The organism is Massilibacteroides vaginae, assembly GCF_900178525.1.
GTDB classification, from domain to species: domain Bacteria; phylum Bacteroidota; class Bacteroidia; order Bacteroidales; family Tannerellaceae; genus Massilibacteroides; species Massilibacteroides vaginae.
This window is the reverse complement of record NZ_FXDJ01000009.1, coordinates 267,869-288,913: the sequence shown is the minus strand read 5'-3', so window position 1 is coordinate 288,913 and position 21,045 is coordinate 267,869. Positions and strand designations below refer to the sequence as shown.

General features: G+C 37.5%; 17 protein-coding genes. 11 read left to right on the top strand and 6 right to left on the bottom strand.

Annotation, left to right across the window (positions count from 1 at the left end):
• Positions 1-135: 135 nt before the first annotated feature.
• The 4 genes from B9Y81_RS09655 to B9Y81_RS09640 all read left to right on the top strand — a co-directional run bounded on the left by B9Y81_RS09655 (position 136) and on the right by B9Y81_RS09640 (position 3,599).
• A complete protein-coding gene (locus tag B9Y81_RS09655; protein WP_058699781.1) occupies positions 136-723 on the top strand; it encodes a TetR/AcrR family transcriptional regulator in 588 nt (195 codons plus the stop codon).
• Positions 724-778: 55 nt separating this feature from the next.
• Complete coding sequence (gene fabF, locus B9Y81_RS09650; protein WP_058699782.1) at positions 779-2,029, top strand: beta-ketoacyl-ACP synthase II; 1,251 nt, start codon at positions 779-781, stop codon at positions 2,027-2,029.
• Between the two features lie 81 nt (positions 2,030-2,110).
• The gene (locus B9Y81_RS09645) at positions 2,111-2,287 is read left to right on the top strand and encodes a histone H1 (RefSeq protein ID WP_058699783.1); all 177 of its coding nucleotides are present in this window, start codon (positions 2,111-2,113) and stop codon (positions 2,285-2,287) included.
• 79 nt (positions 2,288-2,366) lie between these two features.
• Positions 2,367-3,599: an IS256 family transposase gene (locus B9Y81_RS09640; RefSeq protein WP_059344605.1), complete on the top strand. Its 1,233-nt coding sequence runs from the start codon at positions 2,367-2,369 to the stop codon at positions 3,597-3,599.
• Positions 3,600-3,674: 75 nt separating this feature from the next.
• On the opposite strand, the gene B9Y81_RS09635 is transcribed toward B9Y81_RS09640, so the two are convergent.
• From B9Y81_RS09635 to B9Y81_RS09610, 6 genes are all read right to left on the bottom strand, one after another.
• Positions 3,675-4,550: an ORF6N domain-containing protein gene (locus tag B9Y81_RS09635; RefSeq protein ID WP_058699784.1), complete on the bottom strand. Its 876-nt coding sequence runs from the start codon at positions 4,548-4,550 to the stop codon at positions 3,675-3,677.
• Complete coding sequence (topB, locus tag B9Y81_RS09630; RefSeq protein WP_058699785.1) at positions 4,547-6,631, bottom strand: type IA DNA topoisomerase; 2,085 nt, start codon at positions 6,629-6,631, stop codon at positions 4,547-4,549. Before topB ends, B9Y81_RS09635 begins: the two co-directional genes overlap by 4 nt.
• A 19-nt stretch (positions 6,632-6,650) precedes the next feature.
• Positions 6,651-8,105 (bottom strand): DUF3945 domain-containing protein, encoded by a 1,455-nt coding sequence (locus B9Y81_RS09625; protein ID WP_058699786.1) that lies wholly within the window; start codon positions 8,103-8,105, stop codon positions 6,651-6,653.
• 88 nt (positions 8,106-8,193) lie between these two features.
• Entirely contained in the window at positions 8,194-8,502 is a 309-nt protein-coding gene (locus B9Y81_RS09620; protein WP_058699787.1) for a helix-turn-helix domain-containing protein, read from the bottom strand.
• A gap of 11 nt (positions 8,503-8,513) precedes the next feature.
• A complete protein-coding gene (locus B9Y81_RS09615; RefSeq protein ID WP_058699788.1) occupies positions 8,514-8,861 on the bottom strand; it encodes a helix-turn-helix domain-containing protein in 348 nt (115 codons plus the stop codon).
• Positions 8,862-9,111: 250 nt separating this feature from the next.
• Positions 9,112-9,957: an RteC domain-containing protein gene (locus B9Y81_RS09610; RefSeq protein WP_058700049.1), complete on the bottom strand. Its 846-nt coding sequence runs from the start codon at positions 9,955-9,957 to the stop codon at positions 9,112-9,114.
• A 284-nt stretch (positions 9,958-10,241) separates the two neighbouring features.
• On the opposite strand from B9Y81_RS09610, the gene B9Y81_RS09605 reads away from it, so the two are divergent.
• From B9Y81_RS09605 to B9Y81_RS09575, 7 genes are all read left to right on the top strand, one after another.
• On the top strand, positions 10,242-10,796 hold the full coding sequence (locus B9Y81_RS09605) for a TetR/AcrR family transcriptional regulator (RefSeq protein ID WP_058699789.1): 555 nt from the start codon (positions 10,242-10,244) through the stop codon (positions 10,794-10,796).
• A gap of 135 nt (positions 10,797-10,931) precedes the next feature.
• Positions 10,932-11,516 carry a pentapeptide repeat-containing protein gene (locus B9Y81_RS09600; RefSeq protein ID WP_058699790.1) on the top strand — a complete coding sequence of 195 codons (585 nt, stop codon included), beginning with the start codon at positions 10,932-10,934 and terminating at the stop codon, positions 11,514-11,516.
• A 329-nt stretch (positions 11,517-11,845) separates the two neighbouring features.
• On the top strand, positions 11,846-12,640 hold the full coding sequence (locus tag B9Y81_RS09595; protein WP_139822912.1) for an OmpA family protein: 795 nt from the start codon (positions 11,846-11,848) through the stop codon (positions 12,638-12,640).
• 93 nt (positions 12,641-12,733) lie between these two features.
• On the top strand, positions 12,734-14,200 hold the full coding sequence (locus B9Y81_RS09590; RefSeq protein ID WP_085536791.1) for an Mfa1 family fimbria major subunit: 1,467 nt from the start codon (positions 12,734-12,736) through the stop codon (positions 14,198-14,200).
• 233 nt (positions 14,201-14,433) lie between these two features.
• Positions 14,434-15,483: a FimB/Mfa2 family fimbrial subunit gene (locus B9Y81_RS09585; RefSeq protein WP_176221475.1), complete on the top strand. Its 1,050-nt coding sequence runs from the start codon at positions 14,434-14,436 to the stop codon at positions 15,481-15,483.
• Positions 15,484-15,514: 31 nt separating this feature from the next.
• Positions 15,515-18,232, top strand: coding sequence for a fimbrial protein (locus B9Y81_RS09580; RefSeq protein WP_085536789.1), 2,718 nt, complete (start codon positions 15,515-15,517; stop codon positions 18,230-18,232).
• A gap of 12 nt (positions 18,233-18,244) precedes the next feature.
• The gene (locus tag B9Y81_RS09575; protein ID WP_085536788.1) at positions 18,245-21,022 is read left to right on the top strand and encodes a hypothetical protein; all 2,778 of its coding nucleotides are present in this window, start codon (positions 18,245-18,247) and stop codon (positions 21,020-21,022) included.
• The last annotated feature ends 23 nt before the right edge of the window (positions 21,023-21,045 follow it).

Below are 21,045 nucleotides of genomic sequence, written 5' to 3'. Positions count from 1 at the left end.
GAGAGGTAGGATTTGGCGTAATATGCAACGAGAATTTCAATCATCTGAGAGGTTCCAGATTTTAAGAGACAAATAGTCTATTAAAAAAATTATAATGAATTTGCACAATCAAATACCGTACGGTATATTTGCAATATGGTAAGATCAGAAAAAACACGACAATACATTATTGAAAAAACAGCTTCAATTTTCAACAAAAAGGGATATACAGGGACGTATTTATCCGATTTGACTGATGCAACAGGCTTGACAAAAGGTAGTATTTATGGAAACTTCAAAGACAAAAATGAGGTTGCTGTAGAAGCTTTTAGATACAATTACAAATTCCAATCTGAAAAAATACTCGGCAAAATAAATCAAATAGAGCATTCAGCCGAAAAAATGATTGCATTCTTAGGTCATTACAAAACGGAATTTAAGCCAATATTCCAAAACGGAGGTTGTGCCATCTTGAATACATCCGTTGACGCAGATGATGGAAATGATTTGCTAAAAATGGAGGTCACTAAATCAATCCAAAGTTGGCACAAGACCATTGTCTCCATACTGGAAGATGGTGCCAATAAAAATGAAATAAAAAATTTGGATGCGAGTGTTTTTGCATATCGGTTAATTGCTCTGATTGAAGGAAGTATTTTGCTAGCAAAAACACTTGAAAAACCAGAAATATTGATGGAAAGCATCGATTTTTTACAGTCTGAAATTAATAGTCTGAAAATTTAAATAAAAAAATTTGAACAAGCATATACCGGTAGGTATATGCGTAAATATTAAAAAAATGGAAAGAGTAGTTATCACAGGATTAGGAGCAATTACTCCTATTGGAAAAAACACAATGGAATATTGGAACAACTTGCTTAACGGAGACTCTGGTGCCGACAAAATAACGCGTTTTGACACAACAAATTTCAAGACAAAATTTGCATGTGAAATCAAGAATTATGAGGCTTTAGATTACTTCGATCGGAAAGAAGCAAGAAAAATGGACAGATTTACGCAGTACGGACTTATTTGCGTAGATGAAGCTGTAAAAGATGCAGAATTAGATTTTTCGAAATTGAATGTAAACCGGATAGGTGTCATTTTTTCCAGTGGAATTGGTGGCTTTGAAACGTTCGAGCATGAAGTCATCGATTATGCAAAAGGTAATTTTCAACCAAAGTTTAATCCATTTTTTATTACCAAGATCATTTCTAATGGCTTGTCTGGTATAATTTCTATCAATTACGGATTAAGGGGAGTTAATTATTGCCCTGTTACCGCTTGTGCTTCTTCTACACAAAGCATTATTCAGGCATTTAATTACATCCGTTTAGGCAAAGCGGATATCGTTATTACGGGCGGTTCTGAAGCTCCCATAACAGCATCTTCCATTGGCGGGTTCAACGCGATGAAGGCCATGTCGACCAATAATGAAAATTTCGGTACTGCTTCAAGGCCTTTTGATACAAGCCGTGATGGATTTGTGGTCGGTGAAGGAGCCGGGGCTTTGATTGTCGAAAGCTTAGGCTCGGCAATAAAAAGAGGAGCTAAAATTTACGCGGAAATTGTAGGTGGTGGAGAAAGTTCAGATGCCTATCACATTACGGGAACGCATCCCGAAGGAACTGGGGCATTTTTGGCCATGAGGGAAGGTATAAAAGAAGCCAACTTAAATCCAAATAATATTGATTATGTTAATGCACATGCGACATCGACTGGACTTGGTGATTTATCAGAAATTAAAGCGATTGAGAAATTATTTTCATCAAACCTTGATAAAATTCAGGTAAGTGCTTCAAAATCTATGACTGGGCATTTATTGGGAGGTACAGGTGCTATTGAAGCCATTTCAACTTGTTTAAGCGTAAAAACCGATTTAATTCCACCAACTATAAATACGACCGAAATTGATGAAAATATACCAAAAGAATTAAATCTGTCCTTAGGTAGTAAGGCGTTTTCAAAAACGGTGAATTATGCCTTGAGCAACAGCTTTGGGTTTGGGGGACATTGTGGAGCTTTAATCTTAAAAAAATACATTTACTAAATTACAAAGTAGGGAAATCTCTATGAAAATGCTTTAAGCATATTTTTTTATTTTTGCATCACAATTTAATCCATTATCATAATGAAAGAACTAATCGAAAAAATCAATGCTTCATTTGAAGCGTTAAAAGTAGATGCTGAATTACAGGCAGACAAAGGAAACAAAGCAGCAGGAACAAGAGCTCGTAAAACCTCTTTAGAACTTGAAAAACTGCTAAAAGAATTTAGAAAAGCATCTTTAGATGCTTCTAAGGCATAATAAGAGACTGTAACGTAAACTGTGTCAGAGGAATAATTCAATAAGATTATTTATATTCAATTATTCAAACGACACGGTCATGAAAGAAAAAGACCCATTCGACTTTGAACGCTTCAAGGCAGAAGCTATGCAAGGTCTTTACGAAGGTAAAAGTTTATCTCCCAATGATGGCGTCCTAGCGCCGTTAATGAAGCATCTGTTGGAATCGATGATGGATGGAGAACTGGAAAACCACTTGAACGAAGAGAAAGCTTCGGGCAATAGCAATCGTCGAAATGGCAAGACAAAAAAGACAGTCCGAGGTCTCAATACCGGAACTTTTGAGCTGGAGACAGGTCGGGATAGATCGGGAACGTTCGAGCCTAAAGTAGTACCTAAGAGACAATTAATCATCACTGAACAGCTTGAGGGACATGTGTTGAGCATGTATGCCAAAGGAATGAGCACACGGGCGATAAGCGAGTTTATACGCGAAATGTATGCAATGGAGATCTCTGCCACAGAAATATCGCGTATTACAGAAAGCGTGCTTCCAGCGGTAAATGAGTGGCGTAGCAGGCCTCTTGAAGCTGTTTATCCCTTTGTATTCCTAGACTGTATGCACATCAAGGTTCGCCAGAATGGAACTGTTGAATCGAGGGCTATCTATAATATCCTGGGAGTTGGTATGGATGGTAGAAAAGATCTGATTGGTCTTTATAGCTCAGAAAATGAGGGAGCTAAGTTCTGGCTTTCAGTTCTTACAGATTTAAAGCAACGTGGCGTTGAAGACATCCTTATTGCTTGTATTGATGGTCTAAAAGGGTTCCCTGAGGCCATAGAAGCTATTTTTCCAAAAACAAAGATCCAGTTGTGTATTGTTCACCAGATCAGAACAAGTATGCGTTACGTAACCGAAAAAGACAAGAAGCTTGTCATGGAGGATCTAAAACCGGTCTATAAGGCTGTGAACGAAGAAATGGGATATGAAAACCTACTGTCTTTTGAAGAAAAATGGGGCAAGAAATACCCACTTGCTGCCAAATCCTGGATGGATAACTGGACCAATCTTTCTACTTTCTTTGAATACGAGGATCAGGTTCGCAAGATTATATACACCACAAATCCAATCGAGGGAATGCACCGTCAGATACGAAAAATTATTAAATCTAAAGGAGCTTTCAGCTCTGAACAGGCGCTCATGAAATTGATGTATTTAATTATTAAAGATATTGCAAAAAAATGGACGATGCCAATGCATAACTGGGGCTTGACCATATCCCAACTTTATATTAGATTTGGGGATAGACTCAAATTAGAAAGAGGTTTTTAAGATTTAAATCCAATGACACAGTTTGAGTTACACTCCCCATAATAATGACAAAACCCTCCATATTCGGAGGGTTTGTTATTTGTTAAGTACCTGAAGAATTTTGCTCACTTCTATATTCATTCGTGAAAATGCGAACCATTTTTTGCCCAGGTCTTTAAGCGAAGCCCCAATGTGGTAAAGTTCCGTACTGTCAATAATTAATAAGCGGTCGTGGCTATCGGCAAAAACTTCAACTTCAATACGGGGATATTGACTGTTGTACCTTTGTAAATCCAACCGAAGCTGATTGCTGATGCTTTTGGTATAGATTGTTGCGGTTACAGATTGTTCTCGTTTACCTAGTAGCGTAAGTACAGTATCATCCACATAATTGTCAAGCAAGATAATGGACTCTTTAGCACTTCGAATAATATCTGATACAAAGGCGTAGGCATCGAAAACCTGTCCACTATAGAAAATCCCTTTTTCAATGTGTAGCTTGTCACTTTCCAGAGCTTTGAATATCTCTTCAAATTTTTGATCGGTTTCCAACTGTTTCAGTTCCATTTTATCCAAACGATGAAACAAAGAAGCATTACTGATGAGTATTCTACGCATTTCTACAAAGGCTTCCATAATCTCAACACTGACCTTAATCGCTGTAGACGAACGAAGAATGGCGGAAGCCATTGCCACACCTTGCTCGGTAAAAGCATAGGGTAAATAACGTCTTCCACCATAGTTTAAACTTGAGGTTCCAATCTGGAACCTCAAGTTTTCAGCTTCCTCTTCGGTTAACTGAAAACAAAACGATTGTGGAAATCTTTCGATGTTCCTTTTCACGGCTTTATTTAGGTTCTTAGTTTCTACCTGATATAAGGAAGCCAGATCGCTATCCAGCATTACGTGTTTATCTCGAATGGTGAAAATCAGTTTTTCTATTTCTTTTTTGGACAGGATTATATTACTCATTTCTTTTTTTGTTTATTGGGTGGAAATTCGAAAGAGCTTTTTCCGGTTGTATCCAACACAATGTATGCATCGAATTTTTTGCCTGATTTACTTTGCATTCCTTTTATGAGTTTTGTTCTTCGTGTTTTTAAAAGACTTTCAATATCATTGGTACTCAATAATACTCCGCAAACATTACGAAACTGTATCCAATTACAAACTTCATCGGGACATTTTATCACCTTATTCCAAATGAGGAGTTGCTGTTGTTTACATTTTGGACATTCCAGTTCAGGTTGTTTCTGTTTTACAATAGTAGATTCTAATAGTTCCTTTGTAATAAAATCTGCATATAACTCCATTTCTTTAAGAAATATGGTGGCATCTTCTTGATCATTTTCAATTTGCTGTAATGTTAACTCCCATTCTGCGGTCATAGCAACATCAGCAATCTTTTTGTCTTTAACTAAATCATAAACCTGCAAACCTTTTTCTGTTGGGATGAGTGATTTCTTTTCGCGACGAATATAGTCACGCTTAAAAAGAGTTTCTATTATAGCTGCTCTTGTAGCTGGGGTGCCAATACCAATCCCCTGTAAAATTTTACGTTCCTCTTCACTCTCAATTTCCCTCCCAGCACTTTCCATTGCTGATAACAATCCGGCTTCGGTGTACAATACAGGAGGTTTAGTTTTCTTTTCTATTACCTGCATACTTTTGATATTAACTTCTTCACCAACTTTCAGTTCGGGGATATCTTGTATAGGCTCACTGTCATCCTCACTAAAATTTCCACGAATAGCACGCCAACCCGGTTCAAGAATTTTACAACCTTTCAAAATAAAATCATAATGTATTACTTGTAAGGTAATATCTGTTATTTCTTTGGAGCATGGATGTGAGATGGCTTCCAATAATCTGAAAGCTATCATATCATAAATTGCATTTTCTTTGGCAGGTAATTCAGCGGGTATTTTTTCAGTAATGAGTAAACCATGATGATCCGTTACTTTGACATCGTTCACCATACGTTTATTGAAACGTCCCCATTTCACTTTTTTGCTGGCTTCCTTACACGATTCTCTGTTTTCTAGTAGTCTTACTAGACCAGGGATTTCAGCCCATAGATCTTCAGGAATATATTTACTACCTGTACGCGGATAGGTAATCAGTTTCTTTTCGTAAAGGCTTTGAGCAATGTTAAGCGTTTCATCCGCAGAGAGTCCAAGTTTTTTATTAGCTTCTTTTTGTAATCCTGTCAGATCGAACAATAGAGGCGGTTGCTCTGCTATCTTTTTACTCTCTGCTTCAATCACTCTAGCTATTCCAATACGCTGTAACGATTTCAGTATGTCTTCAGCTAGCTTTTTATCGTCCCATTTAGTTTTTGAAAGACTTTTGAAATCTATTGATTCCTTATGATGTTCCAGATTTATCTGCCAATAAGTTTTTATTGAGAAGTTTCTATTTTCCAGATACCTTTTACAGATGAGGGCTAATGTGGGTGTTTGCACTCGTCCAAGCGAATATACACCATGCCCAGCGGCAATACTCAATGCTTGTGAAGCATTGATGCCCACTAACCAGTCGGCACGACTTCTGCCTTGTCCGGCATGGTAAAGTCCATCAAAGTCACTACCAGGTTTTAGGTTTTCTAAACCGTGTTTAATGGCTTTTTCGGTCAAAGAACTTATCCAAAGACGCTCAAAAGGTTTATTGCATTTAAAGTAATCGTATATATAACGAAATATCAATTCCCCTTCACGTCCGGCATCAGTAGCTACAATGATACTTTCGCTTTTACTGATAACCTGCTCAATAATTTTTAACTGTTTTAAAGCTCCGTTATCAGGTACGTACGATTTGCCTTTTTTGATTTTCCTTACTGTCAATAAAAAGGGATTAGGAAGCATTGGTAAGGATTCTCTTTGAAAACCTGAGATACCATAATCTTCAGGCATTCCCAAAGCAACCAAATGCCCAAATGCCCAGGTAACGTAAAACCCATTACCTGTCAAGAATCCTTCTTTCTTTTCTGTTGCACCCAATATTGTGGCAATCTCTCTTGCAACACTTGGCTTTTCTGCTATTACTACTTTCATATTTTGCTATTTTGGAGATTTACATTTTTTTGCCTTTGGATTTAGCGGGAGCTTTTGGCTTTTCCTGTTGCTCTTGTTGCGTCTTACTGTCAGGGTTTTTCTGCCCTGTCTTTAAAGGCTCTTTTAAATTTTTTGTAGCCTCATTAGTTTTTCCCTGAGAATTAACAGCTGTCTGAGTTTTATGTGCTTCAACAGGTTGGATTTTTTCTTTCAACCTATCAGGGTTGTTAAACGAAAAGCCTGTTTTGCCTGTTTCCTTGTCAAAAGTTATATAACCCTGATATTTCTGGCCTTTTTTATCCAGTAATCCATCTACATATACAGTTTGACCTTCTTTGAATTTCTCGTACTGTTTGTCATCCAGTTCTTTTCCTCGGAAATTTCGCGGAGCTTCCTGAGAAGTACCTTGTAATTGTGTTTGCTGCTGATTTTGTGTCTGCTTATTGTTGGTGGTTCTATCAAATAAAAACTCTACATAACGTTTGTCGGCATTGAATTGAACTGTAGCATCGAATGAAGTACCTTTTTTTGAGATCATTCCCTCAATCAATAGTGGCTTACCCTCCATAAGAGTTTGTTTCTGCTGCTCATTCAATTGTACGCCTTTTAGTTCATCAGGTACTTTAATCTTATCTGTCCGCAGAGCAATAAGCTCATTGGTTAGTCTATCTACACTTATAATGGAAGGTATTGTTTCACCTGTTTTAGGGTTTTTAAGATCAACAGTTCGCCCCATATTGCCTGTTTTAATCAGATTCTCTTTATCCTCTTTGCTGAATTCATGCCCAAAGAAAGGGAAGTTTAATTGAGGTTCTTTTCTTACGCTATGGATAAGCATAACAGCTTTGCCATCTTCGCCGGGCTGTAAAGACAACCTGCCTTCAGGACGGGAAACAGCAGTTCCGAGGTTTAGCGTAACTGTTACCAATTCATTGGTTTTATATCCTTTTAAAAGAGGATCAAGCAAGTTTCTCTTTTCCAGATATTCTTTGCTCAATCCAAGATTGTTCATCATTTCCCAATCAATCTGTTCCGGCTTGAAACGGTATTCGCCTGTTTCCGGAGTTTTTTGTGTTGTTTCCATATTTTTATGATTTTCTTGTTTTAACTCTGGTTCTTTTACCTCATGCTTTGCCATTACTGATTCCCCTTCTTTAGTAGGTGTATCAATCTGTTGCTGCATTTTTTTTGCCGTATCAATTGCTTCATCAGCTGGTACTTTAAAAAATTTAAAATGGGTAGGATTCTTCAGTTGACGGAAAAAATTGGAAAAGAAGTTAGAAAACATATCTCCGTGTTTATCCACACGCATAAACTGATTTTGGTTTTTCTCATTTGGCTCTACAGTTTTGAGATTGCCGTCTTTATCAATTCCTTTGACAACCTGAATCCTGTTTTTTTCTTTGTCCAATACCAAAAGTGTTTCCGATAATTGATCCGGTAATTGCGGACTATCTATTGTTTCTTCACTCATAATTTTATTGTTTTAAAACTGTTATCTTTTCGAAAATAACCTATACACAAAAAGGTATGACCAAAGCGTCCTTTAGGGGCATTATTTGTCACTTGCTGTCTTTAGTACGGTGCAATGGAGTATTGAAGCTTTCTCTTACAAACTGATGTACGTCAGTTAATTTGTAATATAATTTACCGCTGATTGTATAGTATGGTAACTTGCCAGAAGAACGATAACGTTGTAAAGAACGACTACTGATTTTAAGCATCTGAAGTAAATCCTGATTATCTAATAATACTTCACCATCTATGGTGTTTTTCTTTTTTTCAATATCTGTTAAGCTATCTTTTAGCATATCGAAACGATCCATAATGCGTTCCATCCACGATATAAATTCTATTCTATCTATATTCATAATGTAGTCCTTTAAGAATTCTTTAGTTTTCTACCTTTCTCAATGTAACTCTTGCCTTTAGCCATAAGCTCCTGTACATATTCATCGCTGGTCTGTACGGCATTGGCATTAAGCATATCTTTTATAGCTCCAATGGTATAGAAATACTGTCCATACATTTTGGAATAAGCTATTTCTCCTTTTGTACGTATTCGCCAAAGTGTTTTTTCACTAATATGGAGATACTGACATACTTCATGGTTGTTCAGCCAGAGGCTATCATAGCTGGTATCTTCTGATTTCAGGATAAAATCATTAATTGCCTTTAACCGCTCATTGAGCTGTTTCCACGCTTCTTCTTCGATTGTTATAATTTTCATTGTACACGTATTTATTAATTACGATACAAAGTTGGATTGTCTGGCTGGTATTGTCTGCCAAGCTCTGCCAATTGGTTTGGAGTTTTTTTTAAATTTTCTTGAATCATATAAACACCTAGTTGTTAGGCATTAAGAATACATGAAAGCATCAGCAATAACGGTTTGTGAACATTTGCCAATTGGCAAATATGGGTAAAGAAAAAAGCAGTACGTTTAGGGTACTGCTTTTAAGATTGGTGTATCGAAGTAACTATAGATCTTTATCCATATATTCTTCAAGAGATATTTTAAGCTGATCTAAAAATGTAGTTCGCGAACCACTCCTAGTTTTCATTCTATGAAATGCATGATGTACATCGTTAAGAGGAATTTTAAAAAGTATCTGACAGATCAAGCCGAGCTTTCTAATCCCAATTTTGCCATGACAAATTGTTCCTGACGCATGTATTGCATAAATTAGTTCAATAAGTGCATTTTTTGAGTTTGTCCATGTTAATTCTTTTATAGAATCTATATGATCCAGTTTTATACCTGTATTATCATCAGGGGCTATCTTATTTATTAAATAAGAATATAGCAAATCATTTGAAATGATTTTGGCAATTTTGTAGTCATAGTAAGTTGAGAATTGTAAATCGATTTCAAAAGCAATACTATTTAATCCATCATAACAATTAACATTACCTAACCTGAAGTATAAATCATCTCTGTCAACCCTGCCTGAACGATAGTATCTATAAAAATCAGAATTACAGATGTGCTCACTGTAATCTATCTTCAATTTTTCAAGATGCTTAGAAAAGTACTTATGATAGATCTCACCTTCATTGACTGGACAAACGGTTTCTATTCTAAACAGCTTATTGTAGTAGATTAATTTTCCTAAAATATATGGTTTGATGTTTCGGAAGAAATCAATTTCTTCTTCGTTGTTTTTAAATCCGTTTGAGATTACATAATCTTTCACAGAGAGAAGTAAATCTTGCAAAAAAATCGTCATTTGGTAGGCTTCTTCTACAATCAGAGATAACTCTGAGGATAATCTACTCTCTTTACTGTTTATTTCAGCAATAATATTTGGCAGGGATATTCTCATAAGTGACATATTTAGAAATTAGATAGTCTCTTCCATATTTTACAAAATTTGTTATTATAAACGAGAAAATTTCCCAAGTACTAACCAACTTGGGAAATTTTTATCCATTTCTAGTAGCAATATTTTTATGTTTTAATCAGAAAAACACCATGAGGACATGTCTTATTAAAGGACATAACTGTTAATGAAAAAGTATTTAAAATAATTAATGATTCGATGTCAAAACAAACCAAACGTTCGGTATCTTTGCAAATGTTGCTTGTTATAAACTATAAAGATATAATTTGGAAAATAGCTCATATACCCGAAAAAAGGAACCGGAATTAAGTAAGCAGTTGATTATCGACGCGGCTATTCACATTGGATCAGAATCAGACTGGCACCACGTAACTTTTCAATCTATTGCTGATTGGACAGGTTTGAGTAAAGGAGGGATTATCCATCATTTTAGGAATAAGGAAGAATTACTGGATGAGCTAGTAAATCAAAGCCTGATTAACCTTACGGATAAAGTAAAAAAATACAGAGATCAAAATGTCGATAAGGATGGTGCTTTTGCTTATCTGAAATTTATCTTAGAAAAGAAAAATGATGAAAAATACGCTAAAACAATGCGAATCATTCTCCAAGCAATCATGATTAACTCCAAGTATCGCCTACAATGGGAAGATTGGTACAATCTTCACATTTTGCCAACCGATGGAGAGGAGTTGAGCATACATAGTACTATTGTTTTTCTGGTGGCAGATGCTATCTGGTACTCAGAAAATATGGGTAGTATACACCTTACTGAAAAAGATAAACCCAAGGTTTTAAATTTTTTACAGCAATTAAAGTAACCGATTCTTTATTAGGTATTAACACCAATTAATGGATAATATATTGAATCACAAAACAAATAAAATGATTCTCAAGTGCTTACTTAAAACTGTTGATATTTAAAATTAAACTTGTTTGGATATAAAATATATAAAATGGAAGAAACCGTAATTCATCAAGACAAAATATTTTCCGGTATAAATTACTCTGAAAAGAAACTGAGAAACAGAGAATTCATAAAGTGTGAATTTGTCAGTTGTGATTTTAACAAGAGTGATCTAAAGGACAATAATTTTGAAGATTGCACTTTTAAACAATGTAACTTTTCAATGGTGGACGTTGACGGAACCGGATTCAGGAATGCTGTATTTATTGGGTGCAAAATGCTGGGGGTAGACTTTGCAAGATGTAGCAAGTTTGCGTTTTCGTTTTCGTTTACGGAATGTCATTTAGACTACAGTAATTTTTTTGGAACAAAGCTTCGAAAAACTACTTTCAAGAACTGTACATTAAAAGACGTTGAATTTGGTGAGGCTGATCTGACGGCCTCTGAATTTTTAGGATGTGACCTTTCCTCTGCTATATTCTCTAATTCTATTCTAGAAAAAACAGATTTCAGGACAGCAGTAAATTTTGCTATAGACCCAGACGTTAACAAGATGAAAAAAGCGAAGTTTTCGGCACTTAACCTTGTAGGTCTTTTATACAGACATAATTTGGATATAGATTATGACAGCTAATAAATTATTTGACCAATCATAACCCGTTGAATTATCTGATAATTATCACTGAAGCATGCTGTACCAAGTAATTGCTTTTCCAGTGATTCATTGCTTTATTTTTTGTACTTTTGTAATTGAGTTACAAGGAATTTGAATATAAATGAATGCAGTAAGCACCATTACTAAATCATTACCAATAATAATTTCACACTGCCTAATTCGCTCTTAATTAACCGCTTTGGTCCTAATTGATTTTTTTTTGTAAAAAAGATGATCGTATTGTCAATTTCGATTCAGTACTGATTAATGGATCCTTGCGGAAGCATAGTATTAAAAGACAGCTTGCTTTGAAGGGAAACAATAAAAAGCACGGGGCACTTCCTTCGCAGATCTATACAGTAGGCGAGCCGGGAAGTAATTTGATCGCGTTTGATTCTGATTTTAGCTACGACGATTGGATGAATGGTGCTTATTTATATGCGAAACAGATCGTTTGGAGCTGTGGTGCAAACACCTACGAACAGGAGCTGAAATTGGCTCAACTAATTGTTCCCGAACCAGACCCTATTCCTGAACCTGAGCCTGAGCCTTTGCCCGAACCGGAACCGGAACCTGTTGCTAAAGAAGTATTCCATAAGGAGGGCACGGCGTATATTGACTTTCCAATCGGAAAATCGATTATTAATATAGATTTCGGAGTTAATCGTAAAGAGTTGATTCAAATCGGCGAGTTGATCAGCGAGGTCAATAAAAACCCGGATGCTAAAATCACCGGACTGGAGATCACCGGCTATGCCTCGCCCGACGGTCCGTATGCAATTAACGACCGACTCTCGCGTGAACGTGCTCAGGCATTGTCTGAATACATAAATAATTACTACAAGTTAAATCTCGCCCCAACGCATATATACATCAAAAATGTAGCAGAAGATTGGGAAGGGTTAACCGATAAAGTGGAAGAAAGCAACCTTTCTGAAAAAGATGAAATATTGAACATCATTAGAACGATTCCTTCGTTTGACGAACGTGAACAGGCTCTGATGCGGCTGGGTAAAGGGAAGACATACGAAACCTTAAAAACAAGTTATTTCCCTATTTTAAGAAGAACTGAATATAAAATATTATATCAAATAGAAGAATGACTGTTTAACATAGAAAAAAAACTATCAGATTAAATTCGAATTATAAAAAGAGGATTATTAAGATTATTTACAAACCAATTTATTTTTAAAGTTATGAAAATCAAAAGTTTATTTTTGGCAGGCTTTGCTGCACTTGCACTTACAGCTTGTAGTGATGATCAGCCTATAGAGAACGGGCCCGACGGATCATTGAAAGGATATATCAGTCTTGATATTAGTGCTCCGCAAACAAAGACGAATGGAACTGGGGAGACCACAGATCCAGGTATTGCTGCGGAGAGTAATATTTCCAGTGTTACAATTGTGTTGACTACAGAGCTTGGTGCCATTAAAGAAGCAGTACAGGTAAGCATAGATCCGGCAGCTGCTCCTACACTTAGAACTGTTGCTGCTCAGGTTTCTCCGGGTTCTCATTATGTTTATGCACTTGTTAATTACCCAGGATCAACAGCGGACTTGACGGGTAATATTATTACAAAAGTAATCAATGTGGCAGCCGCTACAGAGGCGACAAGTGGCTATAAGAACGGTTCATTCTTGATGGTAAATGAATTCAATGGAACTTCAACTGCCGGCGTACCTGCAGGAGGTGTTCAGGCAACAATTTTGCCAACCCATAATACAGCTGCAAATGCACTTAACGTTGCCGTAAAGGTGGATCGTGTAGCAAGTAAAATTGTATATAAACCGAATGCTCCTACAGTTACAGGACTTGCAGCTGATGCTACTAGTAGCCCGATTGTTGATGGAGTTGACGTGCTAGGTTTTGCGGTTCTGAATGTAAATAAAGATTTTAACCTGGTGCAAAAATGGGAAATTGATGGTTCTTTCCAAATTTTGTCTACACCATCTTATGCTAACGGATTTAATGCTTCTTCTCAATATTGGCACCATATTGGTGATTATACGACCTTGACTAAGGTGGCTGGAGCAATCACAGAAATAACCGATAATAAAGCAACAAACTTTGGGACTGCAGCTGTTTACACAACAGAAAACCGTCCGGCGTATTCTGTTTTAACAAATGGAGAACTTACTGCAGGAAAGGGAGAAACAACAGGGTTGATTTACAAAGTTCAGGCAAAGAAAGGAACTGCAAATGCTCCTACCTTCTACAAATTTTTGAACACTGTGACTACCGATTATTCAGTTATTAAGGCGTTACCAACTTTTGCAAGTAATGCTAACGTACCAGCTACTGTTACACCGGTAGATTATCCTAAACTAAGAGCGCTTGGTATTCAGGTATATGAAGATGGTATAATGTATTATACTCATTTTATTAAGGATATAAATGCCAACCACCGCTTAGGAGGTAAAAATTATTACAGTGTATTCAGAAACTCTGTTTATGAACTTACGCTGAATTCAATCTCTAAGATAGGTGATGACGTACCTGGTGGTAGTGTTAATCCTGTTGATCCGGATCCAACTAAGCCAACAGATCCATTAGATCCAACAGATCCTACTAATCCTCCTATTGATGAAGAAGAGGCTTACATTAATGTAACGGTAACAATCAATCCTTGGGTATTAAATGCTATAGGAGTAGATTTCTAATCAATTATACTGATTTTTAGGGCGTGGGGGTAGATATCCCCCACGTTTCTTGATATAATTCTCTATAATCAAAATAGTTAGAACGTGTTTCTGATTGATAAAATGACAGGTTGCTTATCTGTTAAGAAATTTTCAACCCAATGAGGGTTGCTTACAGAGCTTGATTTTAATACAATGCTTAATAAAAAGCATAATTATAAATAAATTAGAATAACGAATTAATGGGATCAGTTATGATGAACCGTAATAAAGAAAAGATATATCTGCGCGCTATGTTCGTCCTGCTTATCGCACTTGCGTTCTCGTCATGCATCGATGATAACAGAAATGATTGCGGCGAAGTTAATATAAGATTTGATTACAGCTATAACATGTTGTCAGCTAACGCACTTAGTGGTCAGACGAATTATGTGGCTCTTTATATCTTTGATAGCAGCGGTACGCTTATTATGAAAGAAGTAAGTGGAAACATACAGATCACGAATGATTATGCCGTAAGAACAAGTGAGCTGAAAGCCGGCAAATATAAATTTGTAGCCTGGGCTAAAAGTGATCACCTGAAAGCTGATGAGGCTGATTTTAAAATACCGGACATGACCGTAGGAGCGTCTGTCCTGACCGACCTTACCTATTATTTAAAAAGAACAGCCGGAACACAACAGCATGAGTTAAATAACTTACTTGTAGGTATGACAGATGTTGAAATAAACAACCTCAATACCACACAAAATGTCGTTGTTCCGTTGAAAAAAATAAACAAAAAGATCAGAGTGCTACTTCTTCCTTATAGCGGAAGCAGTGAGTTAGATATAAATAATTATACAGTTAGTATTGTTGATCGTGTAGGTAACGGCCATGTAAATTATGATTACAGTCTGTTAAGCGACGAAGCTATTACGTATCGTCCTTATTATGCGGCAAACATTGTGCCTCAAACCGCTGAGGCGCTTCATCCGGACGAACTGCAAAAGGCAGCTGTCGTTGAACTAAACACTTCTCGTTTATTGGTTCATGCGGTAGATACCGACAATCCTCGTTTACAAATAACCACAAAAGATAACGGCACGGAAATTGTAAGCGTAAACCTGCCTTGGTTTTTTTCTCTGACAGGAATGGAAAGCCATAAAAGCTGGGGGTTGCAGGAATATCTTGATCGTCAAGATGAATACGTGATTTCACTTTTTATAGATGAATCTCCGGGCACACTTCCTGAAAATGCCTGGATAAGAGCTACCATCATTATTAATGGTTGGGTAATTAATAATATTCCGGTTGAAATGTAAAACGGCCTGCAACTAAAGAAAGGAGTTTGAAATGATGAAATATATATATACGCTATTGATTTTAGGATTATACGGACTCTCGTCTTGTGTGCATGACGAGACACCGGTAAACCTGTCTCCGGATATAAATGGAAGCGATAGCTATCTGCAGATCCACATGAATCTGCCCGAACTCATGTCACAGCAAACAAGAGACGTTTCGACAAAAGCAATGAATGATGCCGCTGAACGAATGATCGACATCAATAAATTAAATGTACTTGTTTTTAAAGAAGTTGCAGGGACAGAGAAATACGTTTATAAAGCTCCATTAAGCGGCTCGGTAGAGTATGATACGCAAGATGGAACCAAGGCAATGATCACGGTTAAATTAATGAAAAGTCAGCCCGGCGAGAAATATCGTATGGTGATTGTCGCGAATCATGAGATAGCTTCTTCTTCTTCTTTAGTTTCGGGTACAACAACAAAAACTGAAGCCTTGGAGCTAATGGTTTTTTCTACTTCCGGTAAATGGAATGCAAGAACACAAAACTATACTCCGTTTCCGATGTGGGGCGAGTCTGATCTGGTTACTGTTTCTGCTTCTATGCCGACACAGTCGGTAAACCTGTATAGAGCTCTTGCGCGGATAGATGTAGGTATCAACTTTACAACAGAGGATGGAAAGCTAAGCGAGAATGTGACCGGACTGAGTAATTTCAAACTCAAAGAGATAAAAATCTACCGTACCTATAATCAAGGTTACGTAGCTCCGTTGAACAGTTCGATGGCGGACTATACTACGCCTTTTATCCCCGGAAATGCTAACGTAAATGCGGATGTCAATCCCATTAACTATAAAATAGCCGATAATGGAGGGGTAGACAAATATGTACGTGAAATATACATCCCGGAAGTAAAACTTCCTGCTGCACCCGAAAACGACAATATGCATTGCTTAGTGGTAGGTGGATATTATAACGGCAGTTCTACCGAAACGTTTTACCGGCTCGATTTCGCTACCGAAACCAATCCGGGAGATGTGCGTACTTATTTACCTGTTCTCAGAAATTATCGCTATGTATTTAATATCAATAAAGTGAGAGGTCCCGGCTTTGCTACTCCTGAGTTAGCACTTCAGTCTACCGCTACGATTGAGAATATTGGTTATGACCTCATCTCCTGGGATGAAACAATAACCAATGTAGAAGTGCAAGGGAAATATTATTTCGGAGTGGACCAGAAGCCAATCATCTTGTCTCCTGAAGCTAATACTTCAAGCCGTGTTGTTTTTTATCAAACAAATCTTCCTGCAAGTGAGACAGTAATGTTTGAATGGCAAAAAGGGGATAACTCTCCTTTCAAATTGCCTGTACACATTGTCTCTAATAAGAAGTTTGTGGTTGTCGCAAAGGAAAGAAACACTACAAACACAATACTTTCGGATACGCTTTTTGTAAAAGCCGGTCCGTTCTCTATCCCTATTCCGGTAGAACAAAACTATGTAAACTTTAAGTACACAATAAACTGTGAATCTGTACAAGTATTCGGAACCTATTTGAATGGGAAAGTTCTAAATCCGTTAGAGCATTATATTAAAGTGACACTTACACCGGATGATGCCTCAATTCAAGGAGAAAGTTATGAGATAGAGACAGTAGACCTTGAAGGCAGTCATGGAATTAATTTCCGTAGTACTGGTACATTAACCGGTTCAACACAAACCATTATCCTTCGCGGCAGTGGAACAGTCAGCCATAACAGTGAAGACGGACCTTTTAAACTAAGGATAAAGACGAACAGCAGTTCTGGATCGTATTGCGAAGCTACCATAAATACAGTAGATCGTAAAATGAAAATATTGGTGTTAGGAAATGATGTTAAGCATGGGTATAATATAGCTTTGCCCAATACTGGCAGCAATAAAGTTTTGACTTCACCCAATAATTTTGGTCCTAATGATAATAGTGTAGTTAAGACGGAAGGATTTGAGCTAATTGATGCTAAATTAGATACAGATTATCCGAATTACCCAGTAAATCAATCTAAATTAAGAAATTGGTTGTTGGATGGGAATGATCTTGTTGATATTTTATACATAACGCAAAATGCCTATATACAAAAAACAACCGCAGCTATAATCGCAGAATACCTGAATCAAAATGGGGTTGTACTCGTTTTTAATGAGGGAAATGGAGGAGGAATAACGGGTACGGTAGCTAATATAATGAATGCTTGTTTTGGTGTGTCGAATATTACACAATTACATCAAAATCCTGCTGGACTTATCTATCAACTATCTGGAAATCCGGACGAACCTGATGATCCATATAATGGTGACCCTATCCTATGTGGACCATTCGGAGACGTCAGAGGAAAACAATGGGGAGAAGATGCTTCATTTGCTGCACTTCTGTATAATTTACCTGCTGATGATATTGTTATTTATTCCAACGGTGTACCACTAAATGGTTCTGCAGTACCTAACGACAGACTGCATGCCGTTACAGGATTCAGACATAAAACAAAAAATCTGGTTTATTTCGGTGATGGGGGGTTTACCTCTTCGGGAACAGATGGAACTCCTTATATTATCTCCAGTAATACAATCTGTCCATTAAACTGGAATACAGAAACGATGTTCCCAATACCTCACCCAAGCTATGGTGTCAATTATGCACAAATGGAAGTGTATAACTCACAGGTGTGGTGTAATGTAATGGCTTGGGCCATAGGTAGAGCGGCAAGTCATGGAATCAATACAAGGTAAAAGATGTTTAGTATGAAAAAGAATAACTATATACAACTATTTGTGACAGGTTGGATACTGTTTTTAGTAGTTGCGCTTGCTGCCTGTAGTGATGAATATGCTGATGCAGCATTAATTGGCAAACGAGACATAAATATCGACCTGAGCTTGAGTGTTCCCGGATTAACGCCTATGGGTACAAAAGCTATGAATACCAATCAGGAATCAAGTATTGATGATACTAAGATTCAGGTTTTAGTCTTTGAACAAACCGGTTCCACAGAGGTATACCGCTATAAAGCAGAAATCACTAATCGTGATTTGCCAATGCTCAAGCTTAAAGTTCCGACTAGTTCGGGAGGCGAAAAGTATCGTTTGGTTGTTTTGGCAAACGTAGATCCTATGGCAATTGGCGAAGGAGCTTCGAAGGAAGCCGTATTGCAACAGTTTACTTTCAACTGCATGGGGAAATGGAATGCCTCTTCTACTGCTCCTTCAAAATTTCCCATGTGGGGAGAACTTAATGAATTGATCACTTTCCAAAGCGACCGCTACGTAAATATACTCCTTCACCGGGCTTTAGCAAGAGTAGATGTCGGTGTATTGTTTAAATTCAATAACCCCGATCCGGTTACCGGTCAGGATTATCCGCAAAAGGATACGGATAAAGAGTCTGTTTATGGAATGGATAAATTTAAGATCAAGGATATACGCGTTTACCGCACCTTAAACAAAGCCTATGCCGCCTCATCCGCTAATTTTATGACGGGCAATGAGGTGACAACTCCTTGGATACCGGCCAACGCAAAATATAATTCGAACTCCGGTGCTGAATATGCTACACTTGTTGAAGCAGACCAACATCCTTTGGTTTATACGCTTCCTGCGGGAGGAAATAGCTATGTCCGTGAAATTTATATTCCCGAATCAGGCATAATTAACGCGCAGTCGAATATGGACAATGTACCGTGTATCGTAGTTGGAGGGTATTATGGCTCGGATAATACAACAAATATTACCTATTACAGAGCCGACTTTGCGAATTACAATAACGGGGCAGTCAGTGCTTTTCTCCCAATACTTCGTAATCATCAGTACGTATTTGATATTCATAGTGTAAACGGACCGGGTTTTGAAACGCCGGAACAAGCACTCAATTCAATAACTTCGCCGATGCAGCTGACTGTTGTTGAATGGAATCAGATACCACTCGGATTCTATGTGCAAGGGCATTATTATGTAAATATTCAAGAAAAGAATATCTGGCTGGAGGGACTTCCTTTAGGAGAAGCAACGGATATAACGTATACTGTGCCCTTTGAATCAAATCTGGAATTAGATGGAAGTGTTACTAAACAGTTTAGCTTAACGTGGGGATCAGCTCCGGAAGCAAGACCATTTGATGTTACGGTAGACTATGTTAAAAAAGAGTTTGTTTTCAAAGCAAAAAACTCAAACACCGGTCCGGGAGGAGATGTTTTGCGGGATTCACTTTTTGTAGAGGTCGAAAACTTCAAATTTGTGATCAAGGTAAATCAGAAACTATTCAACATATCGTATAACTTAATATGTGATTCAGTAAAAGTTTTTGGAGTTTACAGGGAAGATATCCCACTTAACTATTCTAACTATATCTCATTAAGCGTATCCAGTACTACACCTCTTCAAGGAGCTGCTTATGAGATCAAGACTATAGAAGAGAACGGGATATATTTCTATGCAAGTGGATCATTTGGAGAACCTGTATCTTCTTCTCCCGGTAAATACGTCTATACGATTAAGCTGGAAGGTCAAGGAACCCCTGTTAATGAAAAAAAGGAGAAAGTGCTCAAGCCATTTGAGGTAATCATTGTGAGCAACAGTATGGAATACACGGAATGTAGTACCAAAATCATTATGGCCTATAAAGCCAAGCGCATCCTTACCATTGGGGCAAACGCTATTTATCGATACGGTTACATGTTGGAACCGAATTCGGCGTCCAGAGCTTTTGTGGATGCCAGTATCAATTTCGGAACAACGCCCAAAAGTACTGTTGTTATGGAAGAGAATCAAAACGGCAATGCTTTTACAATTGAAGTGATGACAGTCGGACAAGGGATGGTTGGTGAGGTTATCAACTATAATTATCTGAAAAATATACTCAATACTTTTAAACCGGAAATAATACTGACCGGTCAGGCAATTAATTTCTATACAGGAATTTACAACACGGATGTGATTGATCTTTTATCCAGTTTTGTTGACGCCGGAGGTGTTTTCCTGATGTGTAACGAATTCTACCCGAATACAGCAAGTATACAGGCTATGGTTCAGAAAATTATGGGAGTCAATGTGATCGGCGATAACCAGTCTATCGGACTTAATCAGTTATTTACATTGAGCGGAAATGTTGATGATCCAATAGCAAATGGGCCTTTTGGTGATATGCGAGGTAAGAATTGGGGTGCAGACGGACATGAAATGCATGGGTTCTCGGGGTTGCCTTCATCCGATGTAATTGTGTATTCAACCCGTACTGATGGAAAAGTAAATATGTTCCGCCATAAAAGTAAAGGATTCTTCTTTATGGGCGAAGGTGGGTTTATATCCAACCCTCAGCGATATATCGGTGGAACCTATCAGGGAAGCTATGTTTACTGTCCTTTTGCCATAGACGGCGCATACCGCCCGATACCTCGAACAAATTTCACCACGAGCATGAATCAGCCGGTGTATAACTCGCAGATATTCGGTAATATTATTGCCTGGGCAATAAGTTATTATGAGGAAAATGGAATAGCTTATCCGGAAAGTGGAAATAAGTTTTAATAAAGGAATAAAAAACGAGGCAC